This window comes from Streptomyces sp. NPDC001530, from assembly GCF_042894545.1.
GTDB lineage: Bacteria > Actinomycetota > Actinomycetes > Streptomycetales > Streptomycetaceae > Streptomyces.
The window spans coordinates 216,221-239,731 of record NZ_JBIAVS010000008.1; the positions used below are offsets into that span (position 1 = coordinate 216,221).

The following is a 23,511-nucleotide window of genomic DNA, read 5'->3' on the forward strand; positions in this document are numbered from 1 at the left end:
GGATCAGCACATGCACAGCTCCAGATCTGTCAGGCGCATGCCACTGGCGTGCGCTGCCGCCGTCGCCCTCGCCGCCGGCATGCTCAGCGCCACCCCCGCCCACTCCGCCGTGACGGCCGTGGGCGCCGACCTGCCCTTCACCTCGGTCGAGGCCGAGTCCGCCACCTCTACGGGCACGAAGATCGGCCCCGACTACACCCAGGGCACCCTCGCCTCGGAGGCCTCCGGGCGGCAGGCCGTACGGCTGAGCGCGGGCCAGCGCGTCGAGTTCACCGTGCCGCGCGCGGCCAACGCCGCGAACGTCTCGTACAGCGTCCCCGACGGCCAGTCGGGCACCCTCGACGTGTACGTCAACGGCACCAAGCTGGCGAAGACGCTCACCGTCACCTCCACGTACTCGTACGTCGACACCTCCTGGATCCCCGGCGCCAAGACCCACCACTTCTTCGACAACGCCCGGCTGTTGCTCGGCCAGGACGTACAGGCGGGCGACAAGGTCGCCTTCCAGGCGACGAACGCCCAAGTGACCGTCGACGTCGCCGACTTCGAGCAGGTCGCCGCGTCCGCCGCCCGCCCCGCAGGGTCGGTGTCCGTCACCGACAAGGGCGCCGACCCCAGTGGCCAGGGCGATTCGACGCAGGCCTTCCGGGACGCGATCTCCGCCGCGCAAGGGGGAGTCGTGTGGATCCCGCCGGGCGACTACCGCGTCACCTCCTCGCTCAACGGTGTCCAGAACGTGACGCTCCAGGGCGCGGGCAGCTGGTACTCCGTCGTGCACACCTCGCGCTTCATCGACCAGACCAGCTCGTCGGGCGGCGTGCGCCTCAAGGACTTCGCGGTCATCGGCGAGGTCACCGAGCGCGTCGACTCCAACCCGGACAACTTCGTCAACGGTTCACTGGGGCCGGGGAGTTCAGTCACCGGCATGTGGCTCCAGCACCTCAAGGTCGGCCTCTGGCTGACCGGCAACAACGACAACCTCGTCGTCGAGAACAACCGCATCCTCGACACCACCGCCGACGGCCTCAACCTCAACGGGAACGCGCGCGGGGTGCGCGTCCGGAACAACTTCCTGCGCAACAACGGCGACGACGCGCTCGCCATGTGGTCGCTCTACGCGCCGGACACCAACAGCAGCTTCGAGAACAACACGATCACCCAGCCGAACCTCGCCAACGGCATCGCGATCTACGGCGGCACCGACCTGGCCGTGAAGAACAACCTGGTCTCCGACACCAATGCCCTCGGCAGCGGTATCGCCGTCTCCAACCAGAAGTTCCTCGACCCCTTCCACCCGCTCTCCGGAACCATCACCGTCTCCGGGAACACCCTCGTCCGCGCGGGCGCGATGAACCCCAACTGGAACCACCCGATGGGCGCGTTGCGCGTCGACTCCTACGACAACGCCATCGAGGCGACCGTCAACATCACCGGTACGACGATCACCGACAGCCCGTACAGCGCCTTCGAGTTCGTGTCGGGCGGCGGTCACGGCTACGCGACGAAGAACATCACCGTCGACGGCGCCACCGTCACCAACGTCGGCACGGTCGTCGTCCAGGCCGAATCGCAGGGCGCCGCCAAGTTCAGCAACGTCCAGGCCACCGGGGTCGGTGCGGCGGGCGTCTACAACTGCCCGTACCCGACCGGCTCCGGCACCTTCACGCTGACGAACGGCGGCGGCAACTCCGGCTGGGACAGCACCTGGGCGGACTGCTCGACCTGGCCGCAGCCCGGCTCGGGGAACCCCGACCCCGATCCGGCCCGCAACCTCGCCAAGGGCCGCCCGGCCACCGCCACCGGCTCGCAGGACGTCTACACGCCCGGCAAGGCGGTCGACGGCGACGCGCACACCTACTGGGAGTCCACCAACAACGCCTTCCCACAGTCCTGGACGGTCGACCTCGGCTCACCTCAGCCCGCGCGCCGACTCGTTCTGAAACTGCCGCCCGCGTCCGTCTGGCAGGCGCGCACGCAGACCCTGTCGGTCCTGGGGAGCACGGACGGCTCGTCGTACGCGACGGTCGTGGCCTCGAAGGACTACCGCTTCGACCCGGCGACCGGGAACACGGTGACGGTGACCCTGCCGAGCGACACGAACCTGCGCTACCTGCGACTGAACGTCACCGCCAACACCGGCTGGCCGGCGGCCCAGTTCAGCGAGGTGGAGGCGTATCTGTCGTGAGGTCCGAGGGCGCCCCGCGCTTCGCCGCCTGGATCTGCTCGTACACATGGGTCCGCAGCTCGGCGAAGCGCGGGGCGACCCGTGTGTGCGACTGGTCCCGCTCGTCAGGGAGATCGACCTTCAACTGCTCCTCTACGACGGTGGGGGAGGCGGAGGGGATCAGCACCCGCTCGCCCAGGTAGACGGCCTCGTCGATGTCATGGGTCACGAACAGGATGGTGATCCGGCTCACCCCGCGCGTGCTGGAACTCGGCTACGCCTACCTCTCCGGCCTCACGCTCGCGGAGATCGCCCAGCCGCATCTGGAGCAACTCGCTGGCAGGGTGGGGGAGCCGTCCTCGCTGTGCGTCCTCGACGGCCGAGCTGTTGAAGGCGGAACTAGGCCGCGTACGACGCCAGGGGTACGCCATCGTCGACCAGGAGCTGGAGGAGGGGCTGCGCTCGGTCGCCGCCCCGGTGCGGGACCGGGACGGCGAGGTGGTGGCGGTGAACATTCCGGTGCACGCGAGCCGCAACTCCGTGGCGTCCGTGCGCCGCGATCTGCTGCCCCACCTGCTGGCGACCGTGGCCCGCATCGAGGCGGACCTGCTGGACCTGCGGCTCACAGGTCCAGCACGAGCCGCTTCCCCAGACACCGGGACACGCAGATGAGCATGGTCTCGCCGGCCTCCCGCTCCTCGTCCGTGAGCACCGAGTCCCGGTGGTCCGGGGCCCCTTCCAGGACATCTGTCTCGCAGGTCCCGCAGGTGCCCTCGGTGCAGGAGTAGAGCACCTCGACGCCGGCGGCCCGCACGGTGTCGAGGACGGAGACGCCGGCGGGGACGGTCAGTGTGCGGCCGGTGCGCTCAAGGACGACCTCGAACTCGCTGTCCGGGCCGGTCTCCTGGACCTTCGGCTGGAAGCGCTCGATGTGCAGCAGCCCGGCCGGGCACGCCTCCTCCACCGCGTCCAGCAGGGGGCCGGGACCGCAGCAGTAGACGAGCGTGCCCTCGGGGACCCCGGCGAGCACGGACGCCAGGTCCAGCAGCCCCGTCTCGTCCTGGGGGGCGACCCGCACGCGGTCCCCGTAGCGGCTCAACTCCTCCGTGAACGCCATGGAGTTGCGGGTCCGACCGCCGTAGAGCAGCGTCCACTCCGCGCCCGCCGCCTCCGCCGCGGCCAGCATCGGCAGGATCGGCGTGATGCCGATGCCGCCCGCGATGAAGCGGTAGCGAGGGGCCGGCTCGAGGGCGAAGTGGTTGCGCGGCCCGCGGACCCTGACCTTGTCCCCCTGCCCCAACTGCGCGTGCACATACGAGGATCCACCGCGCCCGTCCGGCTCGCGCAGCACCGCGATCCGCCATGTGTGACGGTCCGTCGGATAGCCGCACAGCGAGTACTGGCGCTCCATCTCCGGCCCGAGCACCACGTCGATGTGGGCGCCCGGCTCCCAGGGCGGGAGCTCCTCGCCGAGCGGGTGGCGCAGGGTGAGGGCGAGCACGCCGTCGGCCACGGACTCCCGCCGCTCAACGACGAGTTCGGCTTCGTAGGAGGTCATGAACTGGGTCCTTGCGGCTCGTGTCCTTCGGGATGGGCGAGCATCCACTCCCACATCTCGATCGGGTCCTGGGCGGTGTGCTCGGCGCCGCAGTGGCAGGTGCCGTGCAGGACGTCGGTGCCCGGGAGCCAGTCGACGCGGTAGATCTCGCCGGTCGGGCTCGTCACTGAACCTTCTCCATCGGCTTGTCGCCCTCCTCGACCAGACGCGCGAGGATGCGGCGGGCGGCGAGACCGCCGGCGTCGATGTTGATGCTCAGCTCCTGGTAGCCGGAGCGCTCGCTGCCCAGCGTCTTCTGCAGCAGGTTGAGCGCGTCGACGTCCTGCATCACGACCGTGTGGTTGAAGTCCCGCAGGAACGTGGTGACTTCCTCGTCGTCGCGGGCGAAGTCCCGGGAGACCGCCCAGAAGTCGTACACCTTGCCGTCGGCGGACGGCGTGATCGCGTACGTGATCTCGGTGTGGAAGGCGTTCGGGTCGCTGCCGTCCGCCTCGGGCAGCACACCGACCGGTGCGATCCGGCTGTGCAGCAGATACAGGCACGGCGCGTGGTACTCGATGTCCTGCCAGCGCGTGATGCGGCCCTCGATGCCGGTCGAGCGGGCGTAGAACGGCGGACACTCGGCGTCGTCCATGTGCCGACTGACCCGCACGATGCCCGCGCCCTCGTCGACCTCGGTGGTGATCGGCGTCTCGGCGACCTCGGGGGTGCCGATGTAGCCGCCGTGCAGATAGGTCTCGTGGGAGAGGTCGAGGAGGTTGTCGACGAGGAGGCCGTAGTCGGCGTCGATGGGCTCCATGCCGGACACCGTGGTCCAGTCCGGCGAGTCCATGTGACGGGCGCGCGGGATGGCCCCCGGGTCGGCGAGGGCCGGGTCGCCGATCCAGACCCAGACGAACGAGTCCTGCTCGACGACCGGGTACGAGGCGACGCGCGCCGTGCGCGGTATGCGCTTCTGCCCGGGCACGTACACACAGGCGCCCGACGTGTCGTACGTGAACCCGTGGTACCCGCACACGATCCTTTCGCCGTCGAGCCGGCTCTCCGAGAGGGGGAAGCGGCGGTGCACACAGCGATCGGACAGGGCGACGGCCGTCCCGTCGTCCTCGGTGCGGTAGAAGACGAGCGGCTCGCCAAGGATCGTCCGGCCGAGCAGCTCGCGCCCCACCTCGCGCGAGTAGGCGGCGACGTACCACTGGTTCCTGGCGAAGGTCGTCATGTGCGGCATGGCTGCGGCTCCCGTCGTTGGGTGATGGCGACATCGTCCGGAAGGGCGTCAGGGGGGCGCAACACTGCTTCCGCCTCACGGAAGGGTCGATGTAAAGGGCCTGGTCAGAGGGTTGGTCTGGATACGCCTCGGAGTTCGACCCGAGTGGAACGTGCAGCCGTGCCTTCTGTTCTTCGCCTACGACTCGTGTCGCTGCAGCTTCGATGAATTGCGAAGAGTGGCTGATTTGGTTTCTTTGTGGTGACTTCCTGGCTGTGTATGGCTGGTACAGCGGCAGAATTCGCATGGCTGCAGATCAGGGCTGGTCGTTGCCGCGAAGGGAGGGGGCGGGGTCGAATCGGGGTCGAATTAGCCTTCCTCCCGCCACGTTCGGTCGGTTGCTGCAGGTCAACAGCGTGATCAGACGTCATGCGCCTGGTCGCGTCAGCGGCTGCCGAACCCGAGGGTCGGGAGGCGGTCACCGGCAGGTTCTTCGTCTGCTGGTGGTACCAGCGTGGCAGGCCGCCTACCAGGTCAATTGCGCGCCTGTGGCTCCTCGTTGAGTCAGCTAGCCCGGACCTGGTCCGGATCTTGCCCAAGCGGGCGGCCGACAGTCGCTTGTGCCGGGCTGTCCGGCTCTCACGCTGAGACACCGCGGCGTGGAGCGTGGAACCGTCGGGCAGGTAGACATGCCGGTGTCGACGATGGCCCTGCCAGGAAGGGTGACGACACGCGGGACGCGGTGCCGGTGTGTTCGTCGCGTTTGCCCAGGGACATCCGTTCGGCCGACATGGCGTACGTGCCAGCCGTAGGTGTGTTGACGCTGAGCGTGCGGGACTTGCCGGTGGCGTTTCCAATGCCGGACGACGTCGCTGGGCGGCGCGGCGGAGAGTGCCTGGTCGTTGGCGTTCTTGCCGTTGACGGTGAGGTCGGGCCGGCCGGCGTTGCGGTAGCGGCCGTCAGGTCTGCGGAGTGCTGGACGGACTCGGTCATCACATTCGACAACAGGGGCGTCGGCGCCTCTACCGGTACGACTCCGCGCACCATTCAGGCGATGGCGAAGGATGCCGTCACCTTCATCCGGGCGCTCGGGCTCGAGTACGTCGATCTCCATGGCTTCTCGATGTGCGGCATGGTCGCCCAGGTGATCGCGCAGACCGAACCGCAGCTCGTCCGCAAGCTGATCCTCACGGGTACCGGCCCGGCCGGCGGTGAGGGCATCAAGAACGTGAGCCGGTTGTCCCACTTCGACACTGTCCGTGGGCTGCTCACCCTTCAGGACCCGAAGCAGTTCCTCTTCTTCACCCGCACCGCGGGCGGGCGTCGGGCCGGCAAGGAGTTCCTGGCCCGGTTAAAGGAACGTACCCACGACAGGGGCAAGGCGATCTCGCTCACGTTGTACGGTGCTCAGCTCAAGGCCATTCATCGCTGGGGGCTGGAGCAGCCCCACGATCTCTCCGTCATCCATCAGCCCGTGCTCGTCGCGAACGGTGAGAGCGACAGGATGGTTCCGTCGCAGAACTCGGCCGACCTGGCGAGGCGGGTGCCGAACGGCGAGTTGGTGATCTACCCCGACGCCGGTCACGGCGGCATCTTCCAGTTCCACCGACAGTTCGTGCAGACGGCTCTCGAGTTCCTCGAACGGTAGTAGGCGTCGAGTGCGGTCGCCGTATGAGACGGGGGGTTGGCCTGGTGGACGCCCGGCCGCCCCCGTCCGTCGGCCGGGCGAGGGCGTGGTCGACGCGGGGACGAGCCTCGTGGCGCGCGCGATGGCGTTTCCCTTGGATGGCCGCCGTCCGCGATGATCGTGATTCCACTGGCCGTGACCGTCGCATCGGGCGGCTTCCAGCCTCGCGGCCGTTGCCCTCGGCGGCGTTGTGCGAGGCCGTGAACGGTTCCCCTCAGCGCATGAAGGAGAGGGCGTTCTCGATCCCCTGCGCCAGGACCTCGTCTGAGAACTTCTGGTCGGAGAGGGCTCGGGAGAGCTGCAACGTGCCCACCATCATGGTGAAGAGCCCGATGGCCTTGCCCCGGGCGGACTGCGGATTCGCAGGCGTCAGGCGGGCGGCGATCTCGTCCACGATGTCTCGTGCGCCGTCGGTGTAAGCCTGCCGCGTCTCGTCCCCGCAGCGGCTGATCTCGTCGAGCAGCGCGGCGGAGGGGCATCCGTCGCCGGGGTGGTCCCGTTGCTCAGGCGACAGGTAGTCGCGAACCAGGTCTTCGAGACCCTGGCGGCCGGGCCGCAGAGTGCCGTACCTCGCGACCTGTGTGCGCAGTTGGTCGGTCACGACGTTGGCGACGAGGTCGTCCTTGGATGCGAAGTGGGCGTAGAAGGCTCCGTTGGTGAGCCCGGCATCCGACATCAGAGTGGAGACGCCCGAACCGTCGATGCCGTCCTGCTTGAATCGGTGGCCCGCCGTCTCGATGATCCGTTGCCGTGTCGCCTGCTTGTGCTCCTTGGCGTAGCGCACCACGAGAATCCTCCGTTCGCTCCGTAAGGCCGATGCCTCGCAGTCAAGCCTAATCCATGACCTGATGTACGTAATATTACGATCGGCAGGCCATTCGGGTGCCGGTTCTCCGGACGGGACCCTCGGGGCCGAGTACGTATGCTTCGCCCCACTGGCTCAGTGGGACGGCCTTCAGGATGCCGGCCGAGATCAACTTCTGGAAACGGTCACTGGGGACGCCTCCGACAGGCCGATGTGGCGGTGGAAGTCGTCGAAGCGTCGGACTCCTTGGTCGCGTCACGCGGGATCGGCAACGTCCATTTCCATGACACGGGCACGGTGCGGGCCATCGGCGCCGTTGTCGGCAAGGGCTGTCAAACCGCCCTGGCCCAGGCGCAGTTGGCAGCCCGGGCGGACCTCCTTCTTGCCCATGGTTCCAGCAACCGCATGCTCTTTTCGGTGTGTCTCCCTCTCGAAGGTGCGAGGGAAATGCCTACGGGCGCGGTGGTGACGGCCCGCTGCTCCTCGGGGCGTCACCACCGTGCGGCGTAGGCCTGTTCCAGGCATGCGAGGGCGATGATTTCGCCCGGACGCGCGGTCTTTCGTCAGGCGGGGAGGGTGGGGTAGTCGGTGTAGCCGGTCGCGCCGCCGCCGTAGAAGGTGGCGGGGTCCGGGGTGTTCAGGGGTGCGCCGGAGCGTACGCGTTCGACGAGGTCGGGGTTGGCGAGTGCCATGGTGCCGACGGTGACCACATCGGCCAGGCCGTCTTCGATGTCCTTGGCGCGGGTGGAGAGATCGGCACCGCCCCGGTTGAGGAGCAGCGTGGTCGGCCACAGCTTCCGGAGGGTGTGCAGGAGTTCCTCGTCGCCGCCGTGGCCGATGTGCAGGTAGGCGAGGTTGAGGGGAGCGAGGGCGCGCAGGAGGTGCGGGTAGAGCTCGTGGGGATCGCTCTCCGTGAGGTCGTTGATCTGGAAGGGGTTGCCGGGAGAGATCCGGATGCCGGTGCGGCCGGCGCCGATCTCGTCGGCCACGGCCGTGGCGACCTCCACCGCGAAACGGATGCGGTTGTCGAGGGAGCCCCCGTACTGGTCGGTGCGCTGGTTGGTGCTGGGGAAGAGGAACTGGTTGACCAGGTAGCCGTTGGCCCCGTGGATCTCGACGCCGTCGGCGCCGGCCGAGATGGCGGCCGCGGCGGCACGCCGGAAGTCGTCGACCGTCGCAGCGACTTCTGCTGTCGACAGCTCGCGCGGCACCGGCATCTCCTGGAGCCCGGACGGGGTGAACGTCTGTCCGGCCGGCTTGATCGCGGAGGGTGCCACCGGCTGCCGGTGGTGGGGGGTGTTGTCCGGGTGGGAGATGCGCCCGACGTGCATGAGCTGGATGACGATGCGTCCGTCGGCCTCGTGTACCGCGTCGGTGACCTTGCGCCAGCCGGCGATGTGTTCCTCGGTGTAGATGCCCGGGGTCACGGGGTAGCCCTGGCCGTCGGCGGAGGGCTGGGTGCCCTCGGTGATGATGAGCGCGTGCGAGGCGCGCTGAGCGTAGTACTCGGCGTTGAGCTCGGTCGGCACGCCGTCGAGGGTGGCCCGGCTTCGGGTCAGGGGGGCCATGGCGAGCCGGTGCGGCAGGGAGATCTCTCCGGCGACGGTCGGGTTCCACAGGGCGTTGAGCATGGGTGATTCCTCAGATGATGAGTAGTCGATCGCTGAGGGCGGGGGCCGGCAGTAGGTGTGATCAGCCGAGCGGGAGGACCGGGCCGTCCTGCTTGGGGCCCGATGGGGACCCGTCATGACCCCTGTCGGCCGAGCTGTGTCGGCGCGATCTATGGAATTACAATCGTAATACTATGTGGGTGTGCGGGCAGTTGCAAGCAGGAGTCGGCAGTCTGCGGGGCCTCCGAGTTGGTGTGCCGCACGGCACGGTCCGGAAGCTCGCCCGTCGTCGACCGGGCTGCGGGTCAGCCGTTCACGCGGTTTGGCCAGGGCGTCGGAGAACAGGGCGCAGGGCCTCGATGACGCCTGGGTCGTCCACCGTGGAGGGGATGGGTTCGTCGTGCCCGTCGGCGATGCCGCGCATCGTCTTGCGCAGGATCTTTCCCGAACGGGTCTTGGGCAGGGCGGCCACGACCGCGACCTCCTTGAGGGAGGCGACGGCTCCGATGCGTTCACGCACGAGCTGGACGAGTTCGTACTCGACCTGTCCCGGTTCGCGGTCGACGCCGGCCTTGAGGACGACGAAACCGCGCGGTACCTGTCCCTTGAGGGCGTCGGCGACGCCGATGACGGCGCATTCGGCGACGTCGGGGTGGGCGGCCAGGGCCTCTTCCATGCTGCCGGTGGACAGACGGTGCCCGGCGACGTTGATGACGTCGTCGGTGCGGCCCATGACGAAGACGTAGCCGTCGTCGTCGATGTGACCGCTGTCGCCGGTGAGGTAGTAGCCGCCGTAGGCGGAGAGATAGGAGGCAATGTAGCGGTCGTCGTCCTGCCAGAGCGTGGGCAGTGCGCCGGGCGGCAGGGGGAGTCGTACGACAATTGCGCCGTCGACGCCTGCGGGCACCGGTTTGCCCGAGGGGTCGAGGACACGGACGTCCCACCCGGGCAGCGGGCGGGTGGGAGACCCGGGCTTGAGGGGAGCCGCCTCGATGCCCACCGGGTTCGCGACGATGGGCCACCCGGTCTCGGTCTGCCACCAGTGATCGATGACCGGGATGCCGAGCAGATCGCTCGCCCAGTGATATGTCTCGGGGTCGAGGCGCTCACCGGCGAGGAAGAGGTGGCGCAGGCCGGTCAGGTCGTAGTCCGCGGTGAGCGTTCCCTTCGGGTCCTCCTTGCGGATGGCCCGGAACGCGGTGGGCGCCGTGAACATGGTCTTGACCTGGTACTCGGCGGCGACGCGCCAGAACTGGCCCGCGTCCGGTGTGCCGACCGGCTTCCCCTCGTACAGGACCGTCGTGGCTCCGACGAGCAACGGTGCGTAGACGATGTACGAGTGCCCGACGACCCAGCCGACGTCGGAGCCGGTGAACATCGTCTCGCCCGGGCCCACGTCGTAGACGGACCCCATCGACCAGTGGAGGGCGACCGCGTAGCCGCCGCAGTCACGTACGACTCCCTTGGGCTTTCCGGTCGTTCCGGACGTGTAGAGGATGTAGAGGGGATCGGTGGCGGCGACGGGAACGCAGTCGGCGGGCGGTGCGGCGGCTACCAGCTCGCCCCAGTCGAGATCGTCGGGACCCAATTCGGCCGTCTCCTGCGGGCGTTGCAGGATCACGCTCTTCTCCGGCTTGTGGGCCGCGAGTTCGATCGCCCGGTCGAGCAGGGGTTTGTACGCGATGACACGCTTGCCCTCGATGCCGCAGGAGGCGGAGACGACCACCTTCGGAGCCGCGTCGTCGATGCGCAGGGCGAGTTCGCGCGGGGCGAACCCGCCGAAGACGACCGAGTGCACCGCGCCGATACGTGCGCAGGCCAGCATCGCGACAACGGCCTCGGGGACCATCGGCATGTAGATCACCACACGGTCGCCGTGCTCGACACCGAGCCGCGAGAGCGCCCCGGCGAACGCCGCCACCTCGTCCCTCAACTGCACGTAGGTGTAGGTGCGCCGGGTGTCGGTCACCGGTGAGTCATAGATGAGGGCAGCCTGTTCGCCGCGGCCGGCTTCGACGTGCCGGTCGAGCGCGTTGAAACAGACGTTGAGCCGACCGTCGGGGAACCAGCGGTAGAAGGGGGCGCCCGAGGAGTCCAGGGCGCGTCGTGGGGTGACATCCCAGTCGATGCCCTCCGCCGCCTTCAGCCAGAAGCTCTCCGGGTCCTCGGTACTGGCGCGGAAGACATCCTCGTACGTTCCCATCGCGCACTCCTTTGTGGCATCAAGGGACGGTGGTGTGGCTGTGTGCGGAACCGTGTCGGACACAAGTACCGCATGCCGGCCGATCTGGTCGAGCAGGATGCCGGCGACCGGCGGTCCGGTCACCGGCATCGCGGTGGTGCGGCGGTCCGGCCGACAGGCCTCTCCGCCAGGTGCGGCTTGAGCTCACGCGCCGAGGTGCTTGCGGAGCCACTGACCCATCTGCTGGATCGCCTCGTCCACCTCGGGTACGCGCCCCGCGCCCAGGACGAACGAGTGCTGTCCCTCAGGCAGCGGGTGGACCTCGGAAGTGACCTTGAAGTCCGCGAGGCGGCGGCCGAGTTCGGCGCCGTCGTCGGCGAGGGTCTCGTACTCGCCGTAGTGGACGACCGTGGGCGGCAGGCCGGTCAGATCGGCGTTCACGAGGCTGATCGCGGGGTTGGCGAAGTCCACTCCGGGATCCTGGAGCCAGGCTGCTCGGAAGAGTTCGAGGGTGTTCCTGCTGAGCATCTTGTCGTTGTCCTCGTTCTCGTCCACCGACGCGTTCTGGATGGTGAGGTCGGTCCAGGGTGAGACGCTGACGATCGCGCCCGGGGTCGCCTCGCCCTGCGCGAGCAGGCGCAGCGGGAGCAGCACCGCGAGGGTGCCGCCGATCGAGTGGCCCGTGCTGCCGATGTTCCGCGGCTCGTAGCCCTGCGAGAGCAGCCAGCGGTAGGCCGTCTCGGCGTCGTCGAGCTGCGCGGGGTAGGGGTGTTCGGGCGCCAGGCGGAAGTCCACGACGAGGGAGCGGGCGCCGGCGGCCTTGGCGATGTGGCCGGCGGCCTTGCGGTCGGAGTGCATGGAGGCGGTGACGGATCCGCCGAAGTGGAAGTGGAGCAGTGCCTTGTCGGGGTCGGCGCCCTCGGGGATGGCCCAGAGGGCGGGGACGCCGCCCGCGTCCACCTCGGCGTAGGTGACGCCTTCCGGCTCGGTCGACGCCTTGTGGTTCGAGTCCACGATGTCGCGGATGACGGCCAGGTCGAGACCGGGTGTCGACGACTTCGCGCTCACGCTCGCGAGGAACTCCGCGAACTCGTGTGCCTCTTGGCTTACTGCCATGGTGCTGCTCCTTGTCGGGCGGGTGCCGTGCCGCGTTCCCCCGCGGCGGGCGGGTCGATGTACTGGTCATGACGCTAGTGGCTGAGTATATGAAAGTAAACTCAGATGAGTCGGAGTCACCTGATGGATGCGCGGAGGCCCATGACGGGGCATCGGGCATGGATCCTTCAGGGCGCCTGCCGGGCGGGTCGCGACCTGTGGACCGGACCGCCCGGGGCCGGTGGGGCGAGTGCGTGCGACGCGCCTGTGGGCGGCGTCCGCGCCGGCGATCCGGGGTTTCTGCCGCCGCGTCCAACTTGGCTTCGGTGCGGTCGCGTGGCGGTGGGTGCGGGCGCGACACCAGGGCGCCAGTGCGCCCTGCCTGCATCGCGCGGGCTTGCCTGCCTCGGCCGGCCGTACCGGTAGGCCTGTCGGCTTGCCGAGCAACTGGTCAGGCCGACGGGATCGGTGGCGATCCGACCGCCGGACTGTCCTGTGTCCGCGACCGTGGAGGCGCACATGACTTCATGGATGAGAAGGCGCGCTTGTCGCAGTCCTGGGACCCGTTGAGCTGGGCCGTCATTGCACACCAGGCATCAGCGACTGCACGGGTGCTACTCCTCGAGGAACTGAATGGCGTGCTTCAGGAAGCGCTCGGGGTACTGGAACTGCGCTCCATGCCCGGCATCGGGGTAGATCAGCAGTTGAGCGTTGGGGATGTTCTGGGCGAGGTGCCAGGAGTTGATCGAGGCGATCATCACGTCGTTCTCGCCGTTGAGGACCAGCGTCGGCTGGGTGATCGCGTTCAGGAAGGCGTAGGGATTCTCGCCCGGCAGCGGTTCTGCGTAGGCGACAACCGCTTCGAACTGTGCCTGCGCGACTGCGGGCGAGCTCGGCGTGTCCTGGTCGGCCCGCTGGTGGCGGCGCTCCCAGAAGGCGCGGCCCGCTTCGACCGCGGCTTCCGAGCGGCCGAAGAACAGGAAGAGGAAGTCCTCCAGGGTGGGGACCGGATTCAGCGCGTACTGAGGCACCTGGGGGTCACTTGTCGGGTCCCCGCCGCGGAGGCCGGTGCCGAGCAGGAGGAGCTTGCGTACCAGCTGGGGGTGGCGCAGCGTGACCTCCTGCGCCTGGTAGCCGCCGAGTGAGAAGCCGAGCAGATCGACCTGCTCCAGGCCCAACGCCCGGATGACGGCGGCGATGTCGTCGGCCATGTCCTCCATCCGGTTGCGCGGGGTGCCGGAAGACGAGGCGATGCCGCGCCCGTTGAACAGGATGACCTCACGGCCTTCGGCCAGGCCGTCGGTGAGCAGCGGATCCCAGTTGTCCATGCCTCCGCGGAAGTGCTGGAGCAGGAAGATCGGGACGCCGGAGGGCTTGCCCCAGCGTCGGTAGGCGAAGCGGTCGCCGTCGACCTCGATGTACTGGGTCGGTGCGGTCACATGGGTGTCACTCATGGTCTGGCCTTTCTGGAACGGGTAAGTAATAGGATTACGGGCGTAATTTAAAAAGTCAAGACCTTTGATGTCGATCGACATCTATGTACGCTTGACCGCCGAGCGTCAATTGAGGAAGGGCGGCCGATCGTGCGGGTCACCAAGGCGCAGGCAGAGCGCAACCGTGCCCACATCGTCGCGACAGCCGCCAGGCTGTTCCGCGAGCGCGGCTACGACGGTGTCGGTGTGGCGGAACTGATGGCAGCCGCCGGGTTCACGCATGGCGGGTTCTACAAGCACTTCCGCTCCAAGGCCGACCTGATGGCCGAAGCGTCCGCAAGCGGGCTCTCGCAGACCGCGGCACGGGCGGAAGGCCTGGACCCCGCCGAGTTCGTCGAGCGCTACGTCTCGCGGGAGCATCGCGACGGGCGCGGTGACGGCTGCACCATCGCGGCCCTCAGTGGCGACGCCGCACGCCAGCCGGCGGACATCAAAACGGAGTTCGCAGCCGGGATCGAGAACCTGCTGACGGCCCTTCAGGCTCAGAGTGATACGCCGGGGGATGTGGACCAGCGCGCGACCCGCACCATGGTGATCGACATGCTCGCCCACTCGGTCGGCGCGGTCATGTTGTCGCGCGCATGCCCGGACGGTTCTCCACTGGCGGACGAAATCCTCGATGTCTGCCGCGCGGAGATTCTTGCGTCACTGACACACGGCAACGTCGACGGGGCGGAGGCGGGAGGCCCGGACGCCTGACCGCAGCCGAGTGGTCTTGCCGAGTTGCGCGGCGCGGATCGCGGTGACGTACCCGCTGTTCCGGCGCCGAGGGCGACGCCGCCGTAATGCGTGCTCACGAAGTGCCCCCTTTCCAGGGGTTTGATGGGTGGCGCCTGGAGCGAGCGGTCATGCGGTCCGGTGGTGGGGCGCCAGGGTGGCGTGGATCTGGTCGCGGATGTCGGCGAGGACGGCATCGTCGCTGCGGTGCAGGTACAGGGTGGCGGTGGTGCTGATGTGGATGATCGCGGTGATCACCCGTGCCAGCGTCGCCGCGTCGGCGGCGCCGACGTGCTCGTCGCGGGTGAGCAGGCCGGTGATGCCGTCCTCGAGGCGGCCGGCAAGGGCCAGACCCGCTCGCCGGTAGGGCTCGGCCGGGTCGCCGAAGACGAGTTCGTGCAGGTATGTGCGGCCGTTCTCGATGTGCTCCCTCACGCACTCCACGACGGGACGGATGAGAGCGATGACCCGCTCCAGCGCGCCCTGTCCGACGGCGGTGTTCGCGGCGGCGAGGCCGGTATCGACGGCGGCGGCGAACTTCTCGTTCTGCACCATGATCAGCAACTCGGCCTTGGTGGACGCGTACAGGTAGAGCGTCCCGATCGCGACATCGGCCCGGCGGGCGACCTGCTGCGTCGTGACCTTGTCGACGCCGTGTTCGACGAACAGCTCGCGGGCTGCGGTCATGATGCGCTCGCGCTTGGCCTGTTTGGCCCGCTCGCGGCGCCCGATCGGCATGTGACCGCTTCCCATGGGGACCTCCCTTGACAATATTTCTGAGTGGACTCATAGTTGAGTGTACTCGGGTTGGCCGGGCGGGGCGAGACCCCGGATGCCATACCGGGTTGGCCGGTCCAATCGCAAACGTGGATAAATAAGACAAATTCTAGGAGTGGCGCCCCATGAGAGCGTTCGTGGTCACCAAGTACAAGGAGCCGCTGCAGGAGGCGGACGTCCCCGAACCCACCGTGGGGGAGCACGACGTGCTCGTCCGGGTGGAGGCCGCCGGACTGAACCCGCTGGATGAGAAGATCCGCGCCGGTGAGTTCAAGCAGATCCTGCCCTACAAGCTGCCGCTGATCCTGGGCAACGACGTCGCGGGCACCGTCATCAGCGTCGGGACAGCGGTTCGCGGCTTCAAGCCCGGAGACGAGGTCTACGCCCGGCCCCACCAGGACCGCATCGGCACGTTCGCCGAACGCATCGCCGTAGCGGAGGGCGACCTGGCGCTCAAGCCCGCATCGATCAGCATGGAAGAGGCTGGCTCGCTGCCGCTGGCGGCGCTCACGGCGTGGCAGGCGCTGGTGGAGCGCGGGAAGCTGCAGCCCGGGCAGAAGGTTCTCATCCACGCCGGCGCCGGCGGGGTCGGTTCGATCGCGATCCAGCTCGCCGCGCACCTCGGTGCGCACGTCGCCACGACCACCAGCGGTTCCAACGCGGACTTCGTGCGCGCGCTCGGCGCGGACGCGGTGATCGATTACCGCACCCAGGACTTCGAACAGCTCCTGACCGGCTACGACCTGGTGCTGGACAGCATCGGTGGGGAGACCCTCGAGAAGTCCCTGCGGGTGCTCAAGCCCGGCGGCAAAGCCATCGGGATCACCGGCCCCCCGGACCCCGCGTTCGCCCGCGAGGCCGGCCTGAACCCGCTGATGCGCCTGGCGGTCGCAGGCCTGAGCAGCAAGATCCGCAGGCAGGCCAAGAAGCTCGGCGTGACGTACGAGTTCCTGTTCATGCGCGCCAGCGGCGACCAGCTCCGCCAGATCACCACCCTCATCGACCAGGGCGTGGTGCGCCCGGTCGTGGGAAAGGTGGCCGGCTTCGACCAGACCCCGCAGGCGCTGCAGTCCCTGTCCCAGGGCGGCATCCGCGGCAAGGCCGTCATCGGCAACAGCTGACCCGCCGCAACCGCGACGGGCGACACAGAACACACAGCGACACAAAACGCACGAGGAGATTCCGCCATGAGCAGCACCGACACCCCGAACGAAGCCGTCATCACCTCCTACGCGAAGGCCCCGGCCCGCACCGTCAGCGCCGGCGGCGTCACCTACGCCTACCGCGAGCTGGGACCGAAGGGCGGCATCCCCGTCTTCTTCTTCGTCCACCTCGCCGCGACCCTGGACAACTGGGACCCCCGCATCATCGATCCCATCGCGAAGGGCCGTCACGTCATCGCCTTCGACAACCGCGGTGTCGGGGCGTCCACCGGCCAGGTGCCGGACAGCGTCGAGGCGATGGCCGACGACGCCTACACCTTCGTCAAGGCGCTCGGGTACGACAGGATCGACGTCTTCTCCTTCTCCCTCGGCGGCATGGTTGCTCAGGCCCTGGTGGTGAAGCACCCCGAGCTCGTCCGCAAGCTGGTCCTCACCGGCACCGGACCCAAGGGCGGCAAGGACATGGACAAGGTCGCCCGAGTCACCTACTGGGACATCCTGCGTGCCACGTTGACCCGTTCGGACCCCAAGGAGTTCCTGTTCTTCAACCGCAATGCCACCGGCAAGCCCGCCGCACGCGCGTTCGTCAACCGGCTCAAGGAGCGCACCGTCGACCGCGACGTGGACATCAAGACCAAGGCGTTCCAGACGCAGCTGAAGGCGATCAAGAAGTGGGGGCGCTCCGCCCCCGACGACCTGTCGTCGATCACGCAGCCCACCCTGATCGCCAACGGCGACAACGACCGCATGGTGCCGTCGGTCCTGTCGGAGGACCTGCACCGGCGCATCAAGGGCAGCGAGCTGATCATCTACCCCGACTCCGGGCACGGCGGCATCTTCCAGTACCACCAGGAGTTCGCCCCCGTAGCGGTCGAGTTCCTGGCCCGATGACCACCACCTGACCAGGAAAAAAGGGCAACATCATGAGCACGTCACCGGTCGCTGCGCCCCCAGAAGTGAAGAAGCCTCTCACCTCCTCGATCCTGCTGTGGGTGCGCACCGACCAGCCCCGCCAGACCGGCATGGACCACTGGAAGGGCCCGCACTCGGGGATCATCTCCGCCACCCCGGGCCTGGACGAGTACCGGCAGATCCACCTCGCCGAGCACAACCCGGGCCTGTGGCCGGCCATCGACGGGGTCCAGACCGCGATTCCCGCCGACCGGAAGATCGACGGCGTCGCGGAAGTCACCTTCCAATCGGTGCTTGCACCCCTGAAAGGGCGCAAGCAGACGAAGCTGGCCTACGCCGACGAGATCAACGTGTTCCGCCGCACCCTGCTCTACGCCGGCCCGCCGAACTCATCCCGCTGGTACGACGTCGCAGGCCCCGGACAGACGGTCGGTGCCCGCGCGCTGATCTATCTTCGCCGCAGAAACGGGGTCGGCTCCGGCGCCTTCCGGAAGTTCGTCAACGAGCAGCTCGCCCCCGCGCTCGCCGGCACCGGAGCGCTGACGGAACTGCGCACGCAGACGTTCCTGCCCTGGACGAAAAAGCTCTGGGACACCCCGGACGTCGCCCACGACAACCCCCACGACCAGCACTTCCACGCCTCGGTCAGCCTCGGGTTCGCCGACACCGCAGCACGGGACGCCTTCTTCACCGGCAACGCGATCGAGGACCTGTCCAACCGGCTGGCACCGCAGGTCTCCGCGATCCACGCCTACGACGTCACCGCCGCCCTCACCTACGTCAAGAACGGCGACATCCTCCCGCACTACGAGGAGTGAGCGGCGCGGGCTCTGCTCAGCAATGCATCCGCGCCATGCTTCCCCGCCCTCCTCGCGCCCCCGTAGCCGTCTGACACCCCTCACACATCCGAATCCGTATCCGGAGCCAGCCATGAGCGAGCACAGCCCCATCCGTTTCGAGCGCACCTCACCGCAGATCGCGAAGATCACCTTCGCCAACCCGCCCGTCAACCTCATCACCGGCGAGACCGTCCTGCGCCTCATCGAGATCGTCGAAGAACTGGCCACCGACCCGGACATCCAGGTCGTGCTGTTCGACAGCGCCACCCCCGACTTCTTCTACAACCACTTCGACCTGGCTGCCGCCGCCGACTTCCCCGCCCCCGAGGACCCGGAAGCAGTGCCAGCATGGACGAATCTGGTCCTGGAACTCTCCAAAGCGCCCTACATCACCATCGCGGCCATCCGGGGACGCACCCGCGGTGGCGGGAACGAGCTCGCCCTCGCCCTCGATCTGCGCTACGCCAGTCGTGAGAAGGCGATCTTCGGACAGCCCGAGGTCGGCAGCGGACTGCTGCCCGGCGGTGGCGGCGCCGAACGCCTCCCCCGGGCCATCGGACGCGACCGCGCCCTGGAAGCCATCCTCACCAGCGACGACTACGACGCCGACACCGCCGAGCGCTGGGGCTGGGTCACCCGCGCCCTCCCCGACAGCGAACTCGACGCCTTCGTCGGCACCGTCGCCGCCCGGCTGGCCTCCTTCGACCGCACCTCACTCGCCTCGGCCAAAGCCCAGATCAACCGGGCATCCCTGCCCCCGGACGCGGACCTGGTCGCCGCGTACGGCGAGTTCGCCCACTCCCTCACCCTCCCCGGTTTCCTCACCCGGGCCGCAGGCACGCAGGCCCTCGCCGAACAGGCCGGCATCGACTTCGAATACCGTCTCGGGCACCACATCGGCGTCGCCAACCAGCAACGCTGACACCCGGCAGGAAGCGAGCACGTACGCAGCAGATGCCGCGGCCGTGCTCGCTTTGTCGCGAGTCCCATCTGGGTCGTCGTACGCCTGCCCGATGGGGGAGGGGAACGATGGCGCGAAGCCCGGTCACCATCGAGTACGACCGACGGATCGGGGCTGCTGCGGACGCGGTGCGGTGTTCGACGTCTTCCGTACCGTGGTCCAGGGCTCACCACCCAGTGGCGCGGTTTGTACGCCGACAGGGCTGCGGGTGGTGTCGGGGAAGTGTCCTTGGCGGTCGCTGGGCGACTGCACCGATGGTGCCGGGCTGCTGATCGATCGGACTGCTGCTTGGGCCGACTGCCGATACGACGGTGCACGCCTCCGCGATGCCGGCACACCGTTCGAACCCCATGGATCAAGCGGTCCCGACGTCAGGAGATCACATCGGGACCGAAGGACAAGTTCAGGCGTTCGTGCCGCGCAGGTCCGGGTAGAGCGCCTCGACCGGGCCGCTCAGAGCCGCCTTGACCCCCTGGGTCAACTCGTCGGCCAGGACCTCGTACTCGCCGGCCTCGACCGCGTCGTAGACCGTCGTCACCAGCTGCGTCGGCAGCATCTTGGGTCCCTCGGCGTGCGCGGCCATGTCGGTGTCGACGTAGCCCATGTGCACACCCGTCACGTGGACGCCCATGGGTGCGAGCTCGATGCGCAGAGAGTTGGTGGCCGACCACAGTGCGGCCTTGGACGCGCTGTAGGCGCCGCCGAAGGCGTACCAGCTGGCAACGGAGTGCACGTCGATGAGGATTGACCCCTGCTTGGCGGCGAGGATCGGTGCGAAGGCGCGGGCAAGAAGGACTGGTCCGAAGAAGTTCGTCTCCATGTTCGCCCGGATGTCCGCCTCGGTGACGTCCAGCAGGCTCGCGCTCGGCGGGGTGGCGCCCGCGTTGTTGACGAGCACGGTGACGTCCGCCGCGGCGGCGACGGCCGCGTCGATCGACGCGCGGTCGGTGACGTCAAGGGTCAGGGGGACGATGCGTTCGTCGTCCCAGGCGCGGGGGGAACGGGCGGTGGCGTAGACCTTGGCGGCGCCGCGAGCCAGGGCGTCGTGGACGAAGTGGGTGCCGATACCGCCATTGGCGCCGGTGACGAGGACGACTGCTCCATCGAGGGAGGGCATGGGTGTTCCTTCGTTCCAGGGGGATGTGAGGTGCGTGGCTCTGCACGGGTGGAGCAATGACTGCTCGCCCTGTCGTGGGAGAATGAGCACAGCCATATTCGAGCCCACGCGGTAGCGAGTGTAGTCATAACTGACTGCAGTCATAATCTATTCCCGGAGGACACCGCCATGTCTGTCGCCCCCCGGCCGGTCGGACGGCGCGAGCGGAACAAGCAGGAGAAATTCGACCGCATCGTCGCTGCCGCGACGGAGTTGTTCGCCGAACACGGCGTCGATGAGGTCACGACCCAGCAGATCGCCGACAAGGCCGACATCGGCACCGGGACCCTGTTCCTTTATGCCAAGACCAAGGGCGAACTCCTCCTGCTCGTGCAGAACGCCAAGTACATCGAAGCGCTCGAGCAGGGCCGGGCCGACGCCGAGACCGTCCCCGGCGTGCTGGACGCGGTGATGGCGATCGTCCGGCCGATCGTGGAGTGCAATCGCACCCAGATCGACAACGGACGTACCTACCTGCGAGAGATGGTCTTCGGCGACCCCGAGGAGCCCCGGCACGGTGCGGCACTCGCCATCGTCGCGCAGACCGAGGAGGCCGTCGCCGCCGTGCTCCGCCGAGACGAGCGGGTCGCAGAGGGCGACGCCGCGACGCTGGCACACATCGTGTCCGCCGTGATGTTCCTCAGCATGGCGGTGAGCGTGAACATCGCCTTGAGTGTCGAGGAGATCGTGCAGGACATCCGGGGGCAGGTCGACGTCCTGCTGCCTCGCTGAAGCGCGGCCGCCCTCCGTCCCAGGCGATCATCAGGATGGTTTTCGGCTACGCCATGGCTCTGATCCCGACCGCCGCGACCGGGCGGCGGCTGTGGTTCGATCGGCGGGATTCCACCGCACCTGCATCTCGCCGGCGTTCACTCCGGAAGCAGTTCATCGGCCCGTTCGGCGACCTCTTGCCGTAGCGCGGCCCACAGGGCGCGCACGGCGGCGTGTGTCACCGTCTCCCGGCGGACGGCCAGGGTGATGGGGAGCCGGATGTCGATCTCGTCGGGGAGTAGCCGGCGCAGTTGCGTCCGCTGGGTCAGGAAGGCCGGAAGGACGCCGATGCCGGCTCCCTGCCGGGTGGCTTCGAGTTGGGCGAAGACGTTCGTCGAGGAGAAGGCGGGGGTCATGCCGGGAAGGTGGCGCTCGATGTCGAGGTCGCCGACCTGCAGCATGGACTCGATGTAGAAGATGAGCGGGTGCTCGCGCAGCTCCGCTAGCGACTTCGGCCGGCCGTATTTGGCCAGGTAGTCGTCGCAGGCGTAGAGCCCCAGCGTGTAGTCGGTGAGGTGCTCGGTCACCAGGCGGCTGCTGGAGGGAACGCCGATGACTACGGCGAGATCGAAACCGGACGGGCGCAGGGCGAGCTGCCGTGTCGCGGTGATGAGTTCGACCTGGAGCTGGGGGTGGTGGCGGCGCACCCGTACGAGGGCGGGCGTGGCGAAGGCGGTGCCGAAGCCGTCGGGCGCGCTGACGCGCACCGTGCCGTGCAGGGACGGCGAGTCCTGGCCCTCCACGGTGTCGACGACGCGGTCGATGGCCTCCTCGATCACGCGCGCGCTGTCCGAGATGGCTCTTCCGATCTCCGTCAGCGTCCATCCGTCCGGGCCGCGTTCGATGAGGCGCAGGCCGATGCTCTTCTCCAGCGCGGCGACACGGCGTGACACGGTGGTGTGGTCCACCCCGAGTGCGTCGGCGGCTGTCACCAGGCGTCCGGTACGGGAGACCGCGAGCAGGTAGCGCAGGTCGTCCGCGCGGAGTCTGCGCGGATCGATGGAGCGAGGCGAGCCGGCCGGCCGTGGAGCGGGGCTCTCGTCCGGGGAGTGGGGATGCACAGTCCCACCGTATCTGCGTTTCTGCACAGTCGGTGTGCGCCATTGGTGGTTGTTTGCACACGGTGCGGGGCCGCACAGTCGGGGCAGCGGGCGCGACATGCTCCGCTGTTCTTGCCGAAAGGGCCGCCATGGTTGCCAGCCTTTCCCTCCCGCGGATCCTGCGCGTCGGCGGCGGTGCCGTCGGCGAGCTGGGTGACGTCGTTGCAGGGTTGGGCCTGCACCGCCCCTTGCTGGTGACGGACGCGTTCCTTGCCGGGACGGGTGTGGCGGAACGCCTGATGTCGACGCTGAGGGATGCCGGGCTACAGCCGTGCCTGTTCGCCGGCACCGTCCCGGATCCGACGACCGACTCGCTCGAGGCGGGCCTGGCCGTGCTGCGGGAACACGGGGCGGACTCGGTGATCGGGTTCGGCGGCGGCAGCCCGATGGACACTGCCAAGGCCCTCGGTCTGCTGGGCGTCCAGGGCGGCCGGATGCGGGACTACAAGGCCCCGCACACCAGCCTCGGCCCGGCGCTTCCGGTGATCGCGGTCCCGACCACTGCGGGCAGCGGCTCGGAGGCCACCCAGTTCACCATCATCACCGACAGCGCGACGGACGAGAAGATGCTCTGTCCGGGGCCGGCGTTCCTGCCGGTCGCCGCCGTCGTCGACTTCGAACTGACCCTGTCGATGCCGGCCCGGCTGACCGCGGACACCGGTGTCGACGCGCTCACTCATGCCGTCGAGGCGTACGTGAGCCGCAGGGCCAATCCGTTCTCCGAAGGCCTTGCCCTGAACGCGATCCGGACCATCGGCCGCCACCTCCGCCGCGTCTACGTCGACGGCGGAGACGTCGAGGCTCGCGAGGCGATGATGCTCGCCGCGACCCAGGCCGGCATCGCCTTCTCCAACTCCAGCGTGGCGCTCGTGCACGGCATGAGCCGTCCTATCGGCGCTCACTTCCACGTTGCCCACGGTCTGTCGAACGCGATGCTCTTCCCCGCGGTGACGGCGTTCTCCGTGCCCGCCGCCGAGAGCCGGTACGCCGACTGCGCCCGCGCCCTCGGAGCCGCCACCGACGGCGACAGTGACGCCATGGCCGCCGAGAGGTTCGTGGAGGCGCTCCGTGACCTGTGCAAGGATCTTGAAGTGCCCACCCCTCGGGCCCACGGCATCGACAAGGACGAGTGGTTCCGCCTGTTGCCCCTCATGGCAGAGCAGGCGCTCGAGTCCGGATCCCCGGCCAACAACCCCGTCGTACCCACCGCGGACGAGATCCAGGATCTCTACGCCCAGATCTACGCCTGACACCCGGCGAGTGAGGAACCGTGATGGCCACGACAGTCAGGTCCACGCGGAGTGCGAGATGACG

At 68.5% G+C, this 23,511-nt stretch carries 21 protein-coding genes and 2 pseudogenes; 10 read left to right on the top strand and 13 right to left on the bottom strand.

Going from position 1 to position 23,511, the window contains the following annotated elements:
• The first annotated feature begins 10 nt into the window (after positions 1-10).
• Positions 11-2,185 (top strand): discoidin domain-containing protein, encoded by a 2,175-nt coding sequence (locus ACFY0T_RS18195; RefSeq protein WP_388870984.1) that lies wholly within the window; start codon positions 11-13, stop codon positions 2,183-2,185.
• Here ACFY0T_RS18195 and ACFY0T_RS18200 read toward each other — a convergent pair.
• Positions 2,157-2,408, bottom strand: a pseudogene (locus ACFY0T_RS18200) (ABC transporter ATP-binding protein); the annotation flags it as partial. The gene ACFY0T_RS18195 and the pseudogene ACFY0T_RS18200 overlap by 29 nt on opposite strands.
• Here ACFY0T_RS18200 and ACFY0T_RS18205 point away from each other — a divergent pair.
• A pseudogene (locus ACFY0T_RS18205) lies at positions 2,404-2,836 on the top strand (IclR family transcriptional regulator C-terminal domain-containing protein); the annotation flags it as partial. The pseudogenes ACFY0T_RS18200 and ACFY0T_RS18205 overlap by 5 nt on opposite strands.
• Here the strand turns inward: ACFY0T_RS18205 and ACFY0T_RS18210 are convergent.
• Genes ACFY0T_RS18210 through ACFY0T_RS18220 form a run of 3 tightly spaced genes read right to left on the bottom strand, consistent with a single transcriptional unit; the run spans position 2,787 to position 4,950 of the window.
• Entirely contained in the window at positions 2,787-3,722 is a 936-nt protein-coding gene (locus tag ACFY0T_RS18210; protein WP_388870987.1) for a PDR/VanB family oxidoreductase, read from the bottom strand. The pseudogene ACFY0T_RS18205 and the gene ACFY0T_RS18210 sit on opposite strands and share 50 nt — an antisense overlap.
• Complete coding sequence (locus ACFY0T_RS18215; protein ID WP_388870990.1) at positions 3,719-3,889, bottom strand: hypothetical protein; 171 nt, start codon at positions 3,887-3,889, stop codon at positions 3,719-3,721. The genes ACFY0T_RS18210 and ACFY0T_RS18215 overlap by 4 nt, the downstream gene beginning before the upstream one ends.
• Positions 3,886-4,950 carry a Rieske 2Fe-2S domain-containing protein gene (locus ACFY0T_RS18220; RefSeq protein WP_388870993.1) on the bottom strand — a complete coding sequence of 355 codons (1,065 nt, stop codon included), beginning with the start codon at positions 4,948-4,950 and terminating at the stop codon, positions 3,886-3,888. Before ACFY0T_RS18220 ends, ACFY0T_RS18215 begins: the two co-directional genes overlap by 4 nt.
• Positions 4,951-5,785: 835 nt before the next feature.
• Between ACFY0T_RS18220 and ACFY0T_RS18225 the strand changes: the two genes are divergently transcribed.
• The gene (locus ACFY0T_RS18225; RefSeq protein ID WP_388870996.1) at positions 5,786-6,577 is read left to right on the top strand and encodes an alpha/beta fold hydrolase; all 792 of its coding nucleotides are present in this window, start codon (positions 5,786-5,788) and stop codon (positions 6,575-6,577) included.
• Between the two features lie 253 nt (positions 6,578-6,830).
• On the opposite strand, the gene ACFY0T_RS18230 is transcribed toward ACFY0T_RS18225, so the two are convergent.
• From ACFY0T_RS18230 to ACFY0T_RS18255, 6 genes are all read right to left on the bottom strand, one after another.
• Complete coding sequence (locus ACFY0T_RS18230) at positions 6,831-7,403, bottom strand: TetR/AcrR family transcriptional regulator (protein ID WP_266695800.1); 573 nt, start codon at positions 7,401-7,403, stop codon at positions 6,831-6,833.
• A 273-nt stretch (positions 7,404-7,676) separates the two neighbouring features.
• Entirely contained in the window at positions 7,677-7,811 is a 135-nt protein-coding gene (locus ACFY0T_RS18235) for a hypothetical protein (protein ID WP_382146396.1), read from the bottom strand.
• A gap of 173 nt (positions 7,812-7,984) precedes the next feature.
• On the bottom strand, positions 7,985-9,052 hold the full coding sequence (locus ACFY0T_RS18240; protein ID WP_388341434.1) for an alkene reductase: 1,068 nt from the start codon (positions 9,050-9,052) through the stop codon (positions 7,985-7,987).
• Between the two features lie 292 nt (positions 9,053-9,344).
• Entirely contained in the window at positions 9,345-11,234 is a 1,890-nt protein-coding gene (locus ACFY0T_RS18245) for a propionyl-CoA synthetase (RefSeq protein ID WP_388871000.1), read from the bottom strand.
• Between the two features lie 183 nt (positions 11,235-11,417).
• Positions 11,418-12,329: an alpha/beta hydrolase fold domain-containing protein gene (locus ACFY0T_RS18250; protein ID WP_388871003.1), complete on the bottom strand. Its 912-nt coding sequence runs from the start codon at positions 12,327-12,329 to the stop codon at positions 11,418-11,420.
• A gap of 593 nt (positions 12,330-12,922) precedes the next feature.
• A complete protein-coding gene (locus ACFY0T_RS18255; RefSeq protein WP_388871006.1) occupies positions 12,923-13,843 on the bottom strand; it encodes an alpha/beta fold hydrolase in 921 nt (306 codons plus the stop codon).
• A 48-nt stretch (positions 13,844-13,891) separates the two neighbouring features.
• Between ACFY0T_RS18255 and ACFY0T_RS18260 the strand changes: the two genes are divergently transcribed.
• Positions 13,892-14,500: a TetR/AcrR family transcriptional regulator gene (locus ACFY0T_RS18260; RefSeq protein WP_388871009.1), complete on the top strand. Its 609-nt coding sequence runs from the start codon at positions 13,892-13,894 to the stop codon at positions 14,498-14,500.
• Positions 14,501-14,647: 147 nt separating this feature from the next.
• Here the strand turns inward: ACFY0T_RS18260 and ACFY0T_RS18265 are convergent, their stop codons facing one another.
• Positions 14,648-15,271 carry a TetR/AcrR family transcriptional regulator gene (locus ACFY0T_RS18265; RefSeq protein WP_388871012.1) on the bottom strand — a complete coding sequence of 208 codons (624 nt, stop codon included), beginning with the start codon at positions 15,269-15,271 and terminating at the stop codon, positions 14,648-14,650.
• A 149-nt stretch (positions 15,272-15,420) separates the two neighbouring features.
• Between ACFY0T_RS18265 and ACFY0T_RS18270 the strand changes: the two genes are divergently transcribed.
• From ACFY0T_RS18270 to ACFY0T_RS18285, 4 genes are all read left to right on the top strand, one after another.
• Positions 15,421-16,416 carry an NADP-dependent oxidoreductase gene (locus ACFY0T_RS18270; protein WP_388871014.1) on the top strand — a complete coding sequence of 332 codons (996 nt, stop codon included), beginning with the start codon at positions 15,421-15,423 and terminating at the stop codon, positions 16,414-16,416.
• Positions 16,417-16,482: 66 nt separating this feature from the next.
• Entirely contained in the window at positions 16,483-17,349 is an 867-nt protein-coding gene (locus tag ACFY0T_RS18275; RefSeq protein ID WP_388871017.1) for an alpha/beta fold hydrolase, read from the top strand.
• Between the two features lie 32 nt (positions 17,350-17,381).
• A complete protein-coding gene (locus ACFY0T_RS18280; protein ID WP_388871021.1) occupies positions 17,382-18,188 on the top strand; it encodes a strictosidine synthase in 807 nt (268 codons plus the stop codon).
• A 112-nt stretch (positions 18,189-18,300) separates the two neighbouring features.
• A complete protein-coding gene (locus tag ACFY0T_RS18285; protein WP_388871024.1) occupies positions 18,301-19,131 on the top strand; it encodes an enoyl-CoA hydratase/isomerase family protein in 831 nt (276 codons plus the stop codon).
• A 442-nt stretch (positions 19,132-19,573) separates the two neighbouring features.
• On the opposite strand, the gene ACFY0T_RS18290 is transcribed toward ACFY0T_RS18285, so the two are convergent.
• Positions 19,574-20,287, bottom strand: a complete 714-nt coding sequence (locus ACFY0T_RS18290) for an SDR family oxidoreductase (protein WP_351613369.1) — start codon at positions 20,285-20,287, stop codon at positions 19,574-19,576.
• Between the two features lie 168 nt (positions 20,288-20,455).
• Between ACFY0T_RS18290 and ACFY0T_RS18295 the strand changes: the two genes are divergently transcribed.
• A complete protein-coding gene (locus tag ACFY0T_RS18295) occupies positions 20,456-21,058 on the top strand; it encodes a TetR/AcrR family transcriptional regulator (protein WP_351613366.1) in 603 nt (200 codons plus the stop codon).
• Between the two features lie 137 nt (positions 21,059-21,195).
• Here ACFY0T_RS18295 and ACFY0T_RS18300 read toward each other — a convergent pair whose 3' ends face one another.
• Positions 21,196-22,158 (bottom strand): LysR family transcriptional regulator, encoded by a 963-nt coding sequence (locus ACFY0T_RS18300; RefSeq protein ID WP_382278905.1) that lies wholly within the window; start codon positions 22,156-22,158, stop codon positions 21,196-21,198.
• A gap of 128 nt (positions 22,159-22,286) precedes the next feature.
• Between ACFY0T_RS18300 and ACFY0T_RS18305 the strand changes: the two genes are divergently transcribed.
• Positions 22,287-23,447 carry an iron-containing alcohol dehydrogenase gene (locus tag ACFY0T_RS18305; RefSeq protein WP_382278906.1) on the top strand — a complete coding sequence of 387 codons (1,161 nt, stop codon included), beginning with the start codon at positions 22,287-22,289 and terminating at the stop codon, positions 23,445-23,447.
• Positions 23,448-23,511: the final 64 nt, after the last annotated feature.